General features: G+C 38.1%; 12 protein-coding genes. 4 read left to right on the top strand and 8 right to left on the bottom strand.

Going from position 1 to position 13,092, the window contains the following annotated elements:
• Positions 1–103 precede the first annotated feature (103 nt).
• Entirely contained in the window at positions 104–1,054 is a 951-nt protein-coding gene (locus ACFQZ9_RS22940) for a fumarylacetoacetate hydrolase family protein (RefSeq protein WP_498945611.1), read from the top strand.
• An 81-nt stretch (positions 1,055–1,135) separates the two neighbouring features.
• On the top strand, positions 1,136–2,260 hold the full coding sequence (locus ACFQZ9_RS22935; protein WP_498945838.1) for a cupin domain-containing protein: 1,125 nt from the start codon (positions 1,136–1,138) through the stop codon (positions 2,258–2,260).
• Between the two features lie 139 nt (positions 2,261–2,399).
• Here the strand turns inward: ACFQZ9_RS22935 and panF are convergent, their stop codons facing one another.
• From panF to ACFQZ9_RS22900, 7 genes are all read right to left on the bottom strand, one after another.
• Positions 2,400–3,842 carry a sodium/pantothenate symporter gene (gene panF, locus ACFQZ9_RS22930; RefSeq protein ID WP_498945609.1) on the bottom strand — a complete coding sequence of 481 codons (1,443 nt, stop codon included), beginning with the start codon at positions 3,840–3,842 and terminating at the stop codon, positions 2,400–2,402.
• Positions 3,827–4,099: a YhdT family protein gene (locus ACFQZ9_RS22925; protein WP_198311962.1), complete on the bottom strand. Its 273-nt coding sequence runs from the start codon at positions 4,097–4,099 to the stop codon at positions 3,827–3,829. Before ACFQZ9_RS22925 ends, panF begins: the two co-directional genes overlap by 16 nt.
• Before the next feature lie 237 nt (positions 4,100–4,336).
• Positions 4,337–5,065: an amino acid ABC transporter ATP-binding protein gene (locus tag ACFQZ9_RS22920; RefSeq protein WP_286180203.1), complete on the bottom strand. Its 729-nt coding sequence runs from the start codon at positions 5,063–5,065 to the stop codon at positions 4,337–4,339.
• Positions 5,062–5,706, bottom strand: a complete 645-nt coding sequence (locus ACFQZ9_RS22915; RefSeq protein ID WP_026573918.1) for an amino acid ABC transporter permease — start codon at positions 5,704–5,706, stop codon at positions 5,062–5,064. The genes ACFQZ9_RS22920 and ACFQZ9_RS22915 overlap by 4 nt, the downstream gene beginning before the upstream one ends.
• A gap of 55 nt (positions 5,707–5,761) precedes the next feature.
• On the bottom strand, positions 5,762–6,532 hold the full coding sequence (locus ACFQZ9_RS22910; protein WP_498945606.1) for a type 2 periplasmic-binding domain-containing protein: 771 nt from the start codon (positions 6,530–6,532) through the stop codon (positions 5,762–5,764).
• A 403-nt stretch (positions 6,533–6,935) separates the two neighbouring features.
• Positions 6,936–7,601, bottom strand: a complete 666-nt coding sequence (locus ACFQZ9_RS22905) for a LysE family translocator (protein WP_198311960.1) — start codon at positions 7,599–7,601, stop codon at positions 6,936–6,938.
• Positions 7,598–8,230: an FMN-binding negative transcriptional regulator gene (locus tag ACFQZ9_RS22900; RefSeq protein WP_498945604.1), complete on the bottom strand. Its 633-nt coding sequence runs from the start codon at positions 8,228–8,230 to the stop codon at positions 7,598–7,600. The genes ACFQZ9_RS22905 and ACFQZ9_RS22900 overlap by 4 nt, the downstream gene beginning before the upstream one ends.
• Positions 8,231–8,349: 119 nt before the next feature.
• On the opposite strand from ACFQZ9_RS22900, the gene pdxR reads away from it, so the two are divergent.
• Together pdxR and ACFQZ9_RS22890 are read left to right on the top strand one after the other, a co-directional pair.
• Entirely contained in the window at positions 8,350–9,729 is a 1,380-nt protein-coding gene (pdxR, locus tag ACFQZ9_RS22895; protein ID WP_498945602.1) for an aminotransferase-like domain-containing protein, read from the top strand.
• A gap of 418 nt (positions 9,730–10,147) precedes the next feature.
• Positions 10,148–11,701, top strand: a complete 1,554-nt coding sequence (locus tag ACFQZ9_RS22890) for an ABC-F family ATP-binding cassette domain-containing protein (protein ID WP_198311957.1) — start codon at positions 10,148–10,150, stop codon at positions 11,699–11,701.
• Between the two features lie 67 nt (positions 11,702–11,768).
• Here the strand turns inward: ACFQZ9_RS22890 and ACFQZ9_RS22885 are convergent, their stop codons facing one another.
• Positions 11,769–12,245 carry a PAS domain-containing protein gene (locus tag ACFQZ9_RS22885; RefSeq protein WP_498945600.1) on the bottom strand — a complete coding sequence of 159 codons (477 nt, stop codon included), beginning with the start codon at positions 12,243–12,245 and terminating at the stop codon, positions 11,769–11,771.
• Positions 12,246–13,092: the final 847 nt, after the last annotated feature.

Here is a 13,092-nt window from a genome sequence, read left to right as displayed (position 1 = left end):
TATTTTTCTGAAAACAAATAATATTGACAATCCTTAAAAATTCAATTAATATTTTTATAAATAGTGAACTAAGTTTATAATTAGTGGAAATAGGAGGATAACAATGAAACTTATAAATTTTACAGCCGCTGGGAATACACGTGCAGGGGCAATCGTTGATAATAAAGTGATCGACTTAAACTATGCTTATCAAGCACAGTTAAAAGCAGAAGGAAAATACCGATACGAAGCTATCGCAAAAGCATATGTGCCAGATAATACAGATGAGTTATACCAAGGTGGTAAGGAATCACTGAAACTAGCACAAAATGCCGTTGATTTCATTTTAGCTAATCCTGAAAGCTTTGATAAAAAGGTGGTTTACAATTTTGAGGATGTTAAAGTAGAAGCACCTGTGCAGCGTCCAGGCAAAATTATTTGCGTTGGTCACAACTACCGCGAGCACATTTTAGAAATGGGCCGGGAAATCCCTTCGAACCCAGTTATTTTTGCGAAATTTTCCAATACTATCTTAGGACCAGAGGACAATATTCCGCACTATCCAATTTCTGACCAGCTTGACTATGAAGCAGAGTTTACTTTTGTTGTCGGAAAACAAGCTCGCAATGTTTCCGAAGAAGATGCATTAGACTATGTAGCAGGTTATACCATTACAAATGACGTAACCTATCGTGATATTCAACGTCGCACTCTTCAATGGCTACAAGGAAAAACTGTAGAAGGCAGTGCACCAATGGGACCATATTTAGTAACTTCCGATGAGATACCAAATCCATCCGGCTTAGATGTTGTCCTAAAAGTAAATGGTGAAGTACGTCAAAAAACGAATACTGCCAATCTAGTATTCACCGTTCAAAAATTAGTAGCTTTCTTATCAAATTTAATGACGTTAGAGCCGGGAGATGTTGTATTAACAGGAACTCCTGGGGGCGTTGGAGTTGCTATGAATCCTCCGCAATTCTTAAAAGATGGGGATGTAGTTCGGATTGAAATCGACCAAATTGGTGCTCTTGAAAATAAGGTAAAGGCAACAGAAGTGGTAGCCACTGTTTAATTAGAAGATGCAATGGGGTTGAGTAGCATACACGCTGCTCCCCTTTTCCCTATATATTTGAATAGTAGAGGAGAATGTGAAATGGCTGAAGTAAATCAAGAAGTTCAGGAATTTATGAAAAGCTCAATTGTAACCGATTACACAAAAGATATTCAACAATACAACTTAGGACCTCTTTGGGAAGCAATCCCAGCAATTATGCACAAAACGCCAAAGCCTCAAGCACAAGCTTATCTTTGGAGCGATGAATTAATCAAAAAGAAAATGGCTGAAGCAGCTCAAATCTTCACACCAGAACGCGGCGGTGAACGTCGTGCGATATATTTCCAAAACCCTGGCTTAACATATCGTGAACCTTGGGGATGGGGATCTACAACTCAAACGATTTATGCAGCGGTACAAATGTTATTGCCTGGTGAAAAAGCTCCATCTCACCGTCACTCACAAAGTGCATTGCGCTTCATTTCTGAAGGATCAGGTGCATACACGATCGTACAGGGGGAACGTATTTTCATGGAGGAAGGCGACTTTTTAATTACTCCAAAGAACTTATGGCATGGGCATGCACATTTAGGTACAGAGCCTATGTATTGGATGGATGCTTTAGATATTCCGACTATTTACTCAATCGGCGGTACATTCTTTGAACCATATGAAGATGGCCTGCAACAACCGGATATTCCAGATAATTTTACAGAGAGACGTTATCGCGGCGGAATGGTTCGTCCTGTTGGCGATGATAAATTCACGGTTGCTCCACTTGCTAATTATAAATGGGATCGCACTGTAGAAGGAATTAAAGGCTTGATGGAATTCGAGCCAAATCCACACCATGGATACGCGGTTGAGTACATTAACCCCTCTACAGGTAAATCGGCTAACCCGACACTTGGCACAAGAATGCAGCATTTGCCAAAAGGTTTCCAAACAAAGGCATTACGTCATACACACTCAACGGTTTACCAAGTACACAAAGGTGAAGGTTTCACAGTAATTGACGGCATTCGCTTCGATTGGAAAAAAGGAGATTACTTTGTTGTTCCAAACTGGGCTTGGTATGAACACTCTGCATCAGAAGACTCTTACCTATTCTCTGTTAACGATTTACCGATTATGAACCGTTTCGACTTAGAGCAAGAGCAATCATTTGAGGAAAATAACGGCCACCAAAAAATTACTGGAGAATTTAAAGCAGACTTCCGTTAATAGATTGGGCAAGGTTAAATAAGGGTAGAACTCAGATTCTTCCAATTCAAAGTAAGAAAAAGAGACCATCTCAGGTCGCCAAAATGGCTTTTGAGATGGTCTTTTTTATCATCTATTATAGTTTCTCTTCAACATCACTTTACAACCTATTTGGTTGTTTGACCAAATGCTTGGTCCACATACTGACAAGCACAAACACAAGAAGTGATACAACGATAGGGATTGTTACACTATTCATACCAAATAAATTGACATGGAAGTGATAAATATAAACATAGGAAACAAGTCCGACAATCATCGACGTAATCGCTCCGTATTTATTCGCACCTTTCCAATATAGACCTAACACCACGACCCATAAAAATGCCGATTCCAGCCCGCCAAACGCAAATAAGTTTAGCCAAATTAATAGATCTGGCGGATTTAAGGCAAATAACACAACGGCAATTCCGACAACTGTTGTCACAATAAAGCTCATACGTTTAATTTCAGCATCTTTTGCACTTGGTTTAATAAAATTTAAATATACATCTTTTACAAGCGTCGAGCTTACTAAAATTAATAAGGCGTTTACCGTCGACATAATGGCTGCCATTGGTGCAGCTAATACAATTCCAGCAAGAACAGGCGGTAAAATATCGAGCGTTAATGTTGGCATCACTTTATCGCCAATTTCTATCCCTGGAATCACTGCACGGCCGAATACACCGATTAAATGCATCCCAAACATAATGGTCCCAATCCCAATTGTTCCAATAATGATTGCCCGATGCATTCCTTTTGAATCTTTATAGCTCATCGCACGAACGGCAATTTGCGGCAAGCCAATTACACCGATTCCAATTAAAATCCAGAAGGTTGATACATAAAGCGGTGAAAGGCTTGAATCTGCACCGTATGGCGAAACAAGATTTGGATTTTCTGCAACAAGATTTGCCATAATGGCAGAAACCCCGCCTCCTTCAATGGTAACCGCTACAAGGAGAATGACTGTACCTATAATCATAACGGAACCCTGCAGTGCATCTGTTAAGGCCACAGCCGCAAAGCCACCAATAATTACATATACAAGCACCGCTACGGCAAAGATGAGCAAGGCACCCCGGTAAGGTAACCCGGTTAAGGACTCGATTAATCGTGCTCCTCCAACCCATTGCGCTGTCATCGATGCGAATAAAAAAACAAAAATAGCAATTGCAGAAAGCAGCACAATCGCATTGGATTGATAACGAGCCTTTAGGAAGTCAATTAACGTAATTGCCTCGTATTTACGTGCAATAATCGCAAACTTTTTCCCTAGAATCATCAAGACAAAATAACCTGCAGGTAATTGAGCCATTGCAAGCAGCACCCAACCTAGACCTGTTTGATACGCTACACCAGGGCCACCAATAAAACTTGATGCACTTCCATATGTTGCCATCATGGTCATTGCGAGCAGGAAGCCACCCATTTCACGTCCACCAAGGAAATAATCTGATAGAAACGAATCTGATTGTCGAACACGCGCATTTGCCCAAAAGCCAATAAAGAAAATAATGACAAGGAATAATGCAAGTGGAATGATTACTTGCCAGTGCATTCTTCATCTTCCTCCTCAAGTGAAACTTCGGAAAAGAAGAATTTCATGACGATGGCGATTAACACAATCATGAAGACCGTACCAGCAATACAGCTATAAAAGAACCATGCCGGAAAACCGAGGATGTACGTATATGTTGTCGGGTCCTGCCTTCCAAGACCGTACGCAAAACCATACCAAATAGCAAAGTTAATTATCACAAGAATGACACCTATCATTGCTTCTCGGTGTGCAATGCTAAAACGTTTATCTTCCATAAGTTCACACCTTTCCTTACTTCATTTTAAGTCTAATTTATTGAAAGACAAGTATTATATACAATAAAACCGCCAGCACAAGCATCTTCATGAAGGAAACATGCGCTGCCCGACCTATATGTTGCAGTCGGACAATGGTATTGCTGACTAACAAGATACTTTAAATAAAAAGGGGGAATCTTAAAAGTTTTTATACTTTTAAGGTTCCCCCTTTTTAAATTACCCTGTTATTTTTGCTTATAGCACCTTACTTAAGAAAGCCTTCGTTCTCTCATGCTGAGGGGCACCGAATAACTGATTCGGTTCATTTTCTTCTACAATATACCCTCCATCCATGAAGATAACACGATCTCCAACTTCCCGGGCAAATCCCATTTCATGTGTAACAACTACCATGGTCATGCCTTCTTTAGCAAGCTGCTTCATAACCTCTAAAACATCCCCGACCATTTCAGGGTCAAGTGCAGAAGTCGGTTCATCAAAGAGCATGATTTTAGGATTCATTGCCAGCGCTCTTGCAATGGCAACACGCTGTTTTTGTCCGCCGGATAGTTCTCCCGGGTAGCTGTTAGCTTTTTCTTTAAGCCCAACCTTATTAAGTAGCTCAAGAGCGATTTTTTCAGCTTCCGCTTTATCCGTAGAAAGAATTTTAATAGGTCCTAAAGTGATATTTTCTAAAACGGTTTTATGAGGGAAAAGATTAAATTGTTGAAACACCATTCCAACTTCTTGTCTTACTTTGTTTATATTAATTTTGGGGTCCGTTATATTATGTCCGTTAATGACCACCTCGCCACCCGAGATTTCTTCTAGGCGATTTAGGCATCGAAGAAATGTACTCTTACCTGATCCAGAAGGACCAATGACACATATTACTTCTTTTTCTTGTATTTCTGCATTAATATCTTTTAATACCTCTAGATTTCCGAAAGATTTTCTTAAGTTTTTTACTGTTATAATGCTCATCGAACCTGAATCCTCCTTTCAACAAAATTAGCAAGAAGGGTTAACAAATAAATGATGATAAAGTAAATCACACCTACAGCAAGCCAAATTTTAAATGCCTCAAAAGTTGCTGAAGCCTGAATTTGACCCTGTTGTGTTAAATCCGCAATACCAATAACGGATAATAAGGAAGTGTCTTTTAAACTAATAATGGATTGATTCGTAATGGTAGGCAGCATTCTTCTAAAAGCCTGTGGCAGGACTACGTAACGCATGGTTTGTGCTCCAGTAAAACCAATCGATCTAGCTGCTTCTGTTTGTCCCTTATCGATTGATTGAATTCCTGCTCTGATAATTTCTGCAAAATATGCCCCTGCGTTAATGGCAACGGTGATAATACCGGCTGTTGTACTGTTCAAGGAAATCAAATGGAGGGAATTCACTCCAAAATAAATAAAAAATAGCTGTACGATAAATGGGGTTCCTCGAATTGCATCAACATACACCTTGGCAATCCAATTCAAGATTTTAATAGGCGCTAACCGGAACAAGGCCATCACTAAGCCAATTAAAAAACCTAGAATAATAGCAATAACAAATATATAAATTGTGACTTGAAGTCCTTTTAATAATATCGGTAAAGATGCAGTAATTACGTCCACTGTTTCATCCCCTTTCAAAAAGAAAGCGCGCTTTTATGCGCGCCTATTAACAATATTATTCACCAAGATAAGATTTTACAATTTTATCATATGTTCCATCTTTTTTAAGTTCAGCAAGACCTTTATTAATTTTTTCAATTAAATCCTTGTTTTGACCTTTCAAAACAGCAATTCCATATTGGTCGCCATTTAATCGATCACCCACAATTTTCAAACCAAGGTCCTTTTGGGCAATAGCGTAAGAGATAACTGGGTAGTCTTCAATAAGTGCATCTGCATTTCCATTAGAAACTTCCTGGAACATTGCAGGACTATCGTTAAATTGAACGACTTTAATTCCTAGCTTAGATGCATTATCTTGTGCATATTTCGCACCTGTTGTTCCTTTTTTAACAGCAACAGTTTTTCCTTTAAGTTCATTAACTGACTTAATAGTTGAATTATCTTTTTTAACAACAACTGTTAAGCCTGCGTCAAAATACGGAGTTGAGAAGTCTACTACCTTTTTTCTTTCATCTGTAATGCTCATTCCAGCAATCGCTACATCAAGCTGATTAGCCTGCATGGCTGGAATAATTCCACCAAAATCCATTGGATTAAGTTCAATCTTAAAGCCCTGATTTTTCGCAATTGCATTGATCAAATCAATATCGATACCCTTATAATCATTTCCATCTTTATATTCAAATGGTGGGTAAGTGGTATCCACGCCTACTTTATATACCTTTCCACTATCCGCTTTCTCTCCTGTTGTTTCCTTGCTTCCGCAAGCTGCGATAAAGAGAGTAAGGATTAAAAATAAACTAAATAAACCAAATTTCTTCATTCATAGCACCCCTATTTTTTAGATTATTTTTAATAGAATAAAAATATTACTTTATTAATATATCACAGATATTCAATATTATTAAAGTATTAATTTTTGGCATTTAAATTCATCTTATTTAATAAATATAAAACCGCCTCCGTACTGTTAAGTTTTCAATAAAAATATGTAATTCTATCAATGTAATAGGAATATGATTAAAGTAAAATTCGGAAAAATCTATTATTTAGTATTTCTCAATATTCCGATTAAATTATTTAAATATAACAAATCTCTTAAAAAAGTACAGCTATACTACAGCAAAGAATTTTGGTTCGGAGTAATTGTTATCCCCCCTTAACAAAAAAATCCCCCAAACTAATTAGAATGAGGGGGCGTTTCCTAATTAAGTTTAACGAGGTACTTACTCAGTTATCTTCAACTGTGTCCGCGTTGAAAACATCGGATAAATCGTACTGTGAATCAAACTCCATAACATCTCGAGAGCAAAATATGCCATCGCCAAACTCGATATTGTAAAGATCCCGCGCAAAAGCTTCTCTCCAATAAATTTCCGGGACCAAGCAACCAACAGAGATATGCCAACACACCAGACAAAAGCACCAGCAGCAAAGCCAACAAACAAAATCACCAACTTATCCATTAACGGCATGCCTGTAATACGGGCTGCAAATCCTCCGCCAATCCCGCCCCAAAACGCAATACCAAACGGATTGGCAATTGAAAATACAATCCCCGTCAAAAAATCCCGTTGTTCTTTCTTTCCTGACTGATTCAAATCAATGGGTTTACGAGCGTCTAAAAAGGACATCCATGCCATTCGAAGTAAAAAAGCAGCACCAGCAATCCCCAAAATGATTTGTACTGCCAAAAAGTGAAAAACTAGTGCCACACCTGTTAGCCCGACAACAGCCCAAAGCAAATCCCCTAGTAAAGCTCCGATCTCCACGGAGAAGGCTGGCATAAATCCTCGCTTTAATCCTCTTCGTAACGCTTCTGTGTTGACCGCTCCTGGGGCTGCACTGTAAACAAATCCAAGAACACAAGCCGTTATAATTAAACTAATCATTCAAACAACCCTTTCCGTTTCTCACGCATCCAATCGGCAACCTGGGTTTCCGCTTGTTCATCTGATTTTTCAAGTTCTGTAACAATTTTTTTATAATCAGTGTCCTTCCGATTTTGGCTCATTTTAGCTGCGGCTTCAATGGAGGTAATTTCTATTCTAAAACCAACAATTCCTTTCATTTCGCTCTCAAGCAACTTAGGATCGAGCGTAGACATCAGCCTCCCGTTTTCTCGGTGAGACTCGTAACGGTTGAGCAGCATATTCAAATCCGCTATCAACTCATCACCAGTAACGATGCGTGCTGTTCCATACGCATGTACGGCTAGATAGTCCCATGTGGGGACCTCTTCTACCGTATACCAACTTGATGATATATAAGAATGAGGTCCTTGAAAAATAAGCATTACATCAGCATTATTATCTAAAGTCTTTTTCTGCATGTTTCCGTAGGCGATGTGCCCTGCCGCATAGATTTTCCCTTCATCTTCGCGAATCTCTATGGGAACGTGTGTAGCAATGGGTCGATGTTCATCGACAGTAATTAATAATGCAAACGGATGAGACTTCATAAATTGAATTGCCTCATCATTCTCCATACGATATTGCTTAGGAATGTACACAATAATCATCCTTTCAGCTTGTAAATAAGTTTTAATAAATTAAACTTCCGATAAAAAAATAATATTATACAAACTGACATAAAAAAAGGTACAATAATCAACAAATATACATGTCAGAAGGAATGCAAATGAATAATACCATTTTTACTTTTAAAGATAACTCTCCAAAATACAAACAAATCTACGAGAAATTTAAATCTTTTATTGAACAAGGAGACATTCTGGCAAATGAGCAAATGCCCTCCATCCGGGGGCTTGCTGATTCCTTACATGTAAGCCGCAATACAACATTAATGGCATACGAACAACTTGTTGCTGAAGGGTATATTCGTGGAGAGGGCCGAAAAGGTTATTTGGTAAATGAGTTAGAACCCCTGATAACTCAGGACACATTATTCTCTCATAATAAAACGCATACAGAGTCCAAGAAATCTCCGGTAGTTAATTTCAGGGCAGATGCCGTTGATCAAGCACATTTCCCACTGAAAGTTTGGAGAAGAATTGCCAATCAAGTATTAACATTACAGGATAGCTTTCGATATGGAGAACCATTTGGGGAAGTAGCCTTGCGCGAACAAATCTCCACCTATTTATTCCAATCACGCGGAGTGAAAACAAATGCAAATGCAATTATTATCGGAAGTAGTACCCAACAAATGCTTGTATACCTCGGACAAATACTGAAGGATGAATTCCAGAGTATTATAGTTGAAGACCCTGGTTACGATGGTGCAAGGGAAGCTTTTCAATTCCATCGTTTTATGTTTGAAACTTTGCCGGTTAATGAAACAGGTGCTGATTTTTCACAATTAGAACAAACCAGGTCACAGCTAATCTATGTAACCCCCTCCCATCAAAGTCCAATAGGAGTAAGCATGTCCATCGGGCAAAGGCAAATGCTTATACACTGGGCTAACAAGATGCATGGATATATTATTGAAGATGATTATGATAGTGAATTTCGCTATACGCAACAACCATTTCCAGCACTTGCTTCCATGGATTCAACAAGAGTCATTTACCTAGGGAATTTCTCAAAGTCCTTTCTTCCGGGAATCCGTCTAAGTTATATGGTTCTGCCACAGGAACTTTTAAACCGTTATAAAAATCAATTTCTTCATTTCGAGAGTACCACTTCGCTTCTTAGCCAGCTTACAATGGCTAAATTTATAGAAGAGGGAGAATGGAATCGCCATATTAAACGAATGCGTATTGTTTATAAAAGAAAAATGCATTACTTAGTTTCAGAATTAAAGGAACATTTCAAACAAAATCTATCCATTATTGGGGAGCAATCTGGTTTGTATGTACTAGTTAAGGTACATCTAAATCGTTCAGAAGATTGGTTAATCGAGCGCGCTTCCATTTATGGGGTTAAAGTGTATCCTACATCCATCTATTTCATAAAAAATCATTCTAATGAACCAATTATTAAACTTGGATTCAGTAATCTTACCAATAATGAAATAAAGTTAGGAGTAAAGCTTTTAAAAGAGGCTTGGGCATAAAAAACACCCCTTCGTCGTTAGTTGAGCCTAACGAATGAGGGGCGTCCATTATTTGATTAAATCTATCAACGTTCAGCACTCAACTTACACGGAGTATATATGGCAACACATGGGGTGTTGATGAGTTTACACTCGTTTTTTAAAGCTTTGTATAGAACTCAACCAATTCTTTCATTTTTTCTAAAGTATTTCCACATTGGAATAATTCATTTCTTACCTCCAGGTTCGGTTGTATAATAGACTCTTACCCAGTTGTTAAACGCCCAAGTATATAAAATTCAATTTTAATAGGATGGGGCAGACTTTATTTTAGCCCAAAATCGAATTACATTTTTCACAAAAAATAACTTCAAGATAGAAAAAGCAGCCAAAATCTAGTAAGATATCCACATGTGACATTAGATAAGGGGTTAAAAAAATGAGCGTATTAAACGTACAAAATTTAAGTCACGGTTTCGGTGATCGTGCGATTTTTAATAATGTGTCTTTTCGACTTTTAAAAGGAGAGCACGTTGGACTAGTTGGAGCAAATGGTGAGGGTAAGTCCACTTTCATGAATATTGTTACTGGGAAGTTGCAACCCGACGAGGGGAAAGTTGAGTGGTCGCGAAAAGTTCGTGTTGGTTATTTAGATCAGCACGCTGTACTTCAAAAAGGTACCACGATGCGTGAGGCTTTGAGTACTGCTTTTCAATACCTTTTTGATGCTGAATCAGAAATCAATGAACTTTATGCAAAAATGGGTGACGAAGGCGCTGACATCGATGCATTACTTGCAGAAGTTGGAGAGCTACAAGAAACTTTAGATAGTAATGATTTCTATCGAATTAATTCAAAAGTTGAGGAAGTTGCTCGTGGTCTAGGATTAGATGATGTTGGACTCGATCGGGATGTAGATGATCTTAGTGGTGGGCAACGTACGAAAGTGTTGCTAGCTAAGCTTTTGCTAGAAAAGCCAGAAATCCTATTACTAGACGAGCCTACGAACTATTTGGATGAACAGCATATCGAATGGTTGAAGCGCTATTTACAGGAATATGAGAATGCATTTATCTTGATTTCACATGATATTCCATTTTTAAACAATGTTGTTAACTTGATCTATCACATGGAAAACCAAGAGTTGAATCGCTATGTTGGTGACTATGATAACTTTTTAAAAATACATGAAATGAAGAAGCAGCAGCTAGAGTCTGCTTTCAAGCGTCAACAACAAGAAATAGCTGATTTGAAAGATTTCGTTGCTCGTAACAAGGCAAGTGTTGCGACTCGTAATATGGCGATGTCCCGTCAGAAGAAGCTCGATAAAATGGAAATTATTGAATTGGGGAGAGAGAAGCCGAAACCAGAGTTTAATTTCAAAGAAGCTCGTGCAGCTAGTCGTTGGATTTTCACGACTGAAGATCTTGTTATTGGTTACAACGAACCACTTTCCCGCCCTCTGAATTTGAAAATGGAACGCGGGCAAAAGATTGCATTCGTGGGTGCAAACGGTATTGGTAAGTCTACTCTTTTAAAAAGTATTCTTGGGTTGATTAATCCGCTGGAGGGTAAAGTGGAACGTGGTGAGTATCAACACATCGGTTATTTCGAGCAGGAAGTTAAACAGTCCAACTACAACACTTGTATTGAAGAGATTTGGAGTACGTTCCCAAGTATGAATCAGGCTGAAGTCCGTGCTGCTCTTGCAAAATGTGGATTAACGACGAAACATATTGAAAGTAAAGTCGAAGTCCTTTCTGGTGGCGAAAAAGCCAAAGTTCGATTGTGTAAAATTTTAAACACAGAAACGAATTTATTAATTCTAGACGAACCTACCAATCACTTGGATGTGGACGCAAAAGAAGAATTGAAGCGTGCTTTAAAGGCATATCGCGGAAGTATTTTGATGGTATCCCACGAACCTGATTTCTATCGTGAAATTGCAACCGATATTTGGAATTGTGAGGATTGGACTACGAAAGTGTTTTAAATATAGATTAAGGGGTACCCAATGAGTAAATTATTCTTGGGTACCCCTTTTTATAAACCATCCAAAATTATTCAGGCTTAACAGCTTTAAATTCGTCAATAGTTTCAGGGGTATTTTTACCTTCTTTTCCTTGGAAAAGGTCGATATTAACGGTCACATCCATACAGCCAAGGTATTTTCCATTTTCATCACGTACCGCCATGAATTTTTGATAAATTTGTCCAGATTCACCGGAGTGTTTTGGAAACCAAAATTCCCATTCATCGCGTGTTCCTGAACGGAAATCATTCAACAATTTTTCAACGTAGTGAGCCACTTTTGGGTGAAGCTCAAGCACAGGGCGACCAATCGCTTCTTTACGGCGATCATGCACACGGTTTGGATTATTTGAATACCAACGGAAAATATCGTTGGCGTCGCAAAAACCCATTTCAAATGGCAAAAGTTTGATGATTGAATCCAAAGTACTTGCTTTAATCGCACCAGTTTCAAAATTAATCACAGCTTCAGGACTAATTAATTCTGACAACTTTTTTTCAGACATATATAAGACTCCTTTATGAGAAAAAAATAGTACAAATATTAGTGAGCAAAAACAATCGCCCACTAATATTATAATCCTTTTATTACTATTAACCTATTCTTAGATTGCTTCTGCATAGATTGCTGCAAATTTCAAGAGTGCATCAACTGGTTTAAATTCGTTGGCTTGGTACATTGTATCTTGTTCACCTTCAAACTCGAATTAATGAATTAAATATAAAAAGGAGTGGGCTTGAAGCCACACTCCGACATGATGAATTTCTTGAAATGATTAAAAAACCTTCGGAACACAATTAACCGTTTCTTACCTCTTAATGAAGTAACGGAGGAGATACTCCACCACTTTGTTAAGCGTATTGAAGTTGACAGGAACGGCACTCCGATAATTATTTTTCAGTTTTCAATTTTACCTGGTTAATTTCCCCTCAAAACTATCTGCGACACACATTCCACATGTGTGGACTGTAATTGACAACACAATTGATGTTGGTGGGTTTATCAACATTCTAAGGACTTTATAAAATGATTGTCTTTATAATTACGATGGCACTTCTAACAGTAAACATCCTTTTGTTGATTGGTCTAAATTAGAAGTACGCCAGCTTAGTTGGGGTACTTAAAGGTGGATTGCTAATCAAAAATAATTCACCCTTAATGTATGGACATCTTATAAGAGACGGTATAGTTATTAAAGTATAACGTTTTGAGTTGCTTTATTCCCGTTACCAAAAAAAGAACTGCATTTTGCAACTCCTCTGTTTAAACAAAAGCACAAAATTAGTTTAAGGAAGCCATTATCAATTAACTTACAACTGGATTCATATAATCTGCTTTTCCATTCAATAAAA

Origin of the sequence: Neobacillus sp. GCM10027624, from assembly GCF_042675345.1 — a bacterium.
In the GTDB taxonomy this organism is placed as follows: Bacteria; Bacillota; Bacilli; order Bacillales; family Cytobacillaceae; genus Neobacillus; species Neobacillus cucumis_D.
The sequence above is the reverse complement of the archived record's forward strand: the minus strand, read 5'-3'. Positions and strand labels throughout refer to the sequence as shown.

What these genes read in the sequence shown, in the direction of transcription:
- ACFQZ9_RS22890 (WP_198311957.1), top strand. Translation starts at nt 10,148, where the DNA reads ATGAGCGTATTAAACGTACAAAATTTAAGTCACGGTTTCGGTGATCGT.
- ACFQZ9_RS22940 (WP_498945611.1), top strand. Translation starts at nt 104, where the DNA reads ATGAAACTTATAAATTTTACAGCCGCTGGGAATACACGTGCAGGGGCA.
- ACFQZ9_RS22910 (WP_498945606.1), bottom strand. Translation starts at nt 6,532, where the DNA reads ATGAAGAAATTTGGTTTATTTAGTTTATTTTTAATCCTTACTCTCTTT.
- ACFQZ9_RS22900 (WP_498945604.1), bottom strand. Translation starts at nt 8,230, where the DNA reads ATGATTATTGTGTACATTCCTAAGCAATATCGTATGGAGAATGATGAG.
- pdxR (WP_498945602.1), top strand. Translation starts at nt 8,350, where the DNA reads ATGAATAATACCATTTTTACTTTTAAAGATAACTCTCCAAAATACAAA.
- ACFQZ9_RS22920 (WP_286180203.1), bottom strand. Translation starts at nt 5,065, where the DNA reads ATGAGCATTATAACAGTAAAAAACTTAAGAAAATCTTTCGGAAATCTA.
- panF (WP_498945609.1), bottom strand. Translation starts at nt 3,842, where the DNA reads ATGCACTGGCAAGTAATCATTCCACTTGCATTATTCCTTGTCATTATT.
- ACFQZ9_RS22925 (WP_198311962.1), bottom strand. Translation starts at nt 4,099, where the DNA reads ATGGAAGATAAACGTTTTAGCATTGCACACCGAGAAGCAATGATAGGT.
- ACFQZ9_RS22935 (WP_498945838.1), top strand. Translation starts at nt 1,136, where the DNA reads ATGGCTGAAGTAAATCAAGAAGTTCAGGAATTTATGAAAAGCTCAATT.
- ACFQZ9_RS22905 (WP_198311960.1), bottom strand. Translation starts at nt 7,601, where the DNA reads ATGATTAGTTTAATTATAACGGCTTGTGTTCTTGGATTTGTTTACAGT.
- ACFQZ9_RS22885 (WP_498945600.1), bottom strand. Translation starts at nt 12,245, where the DNA reads ATGTCTGAAAAAAAGTTGTCAGAATTAATTAGTCCTGAAGCTGTGATT.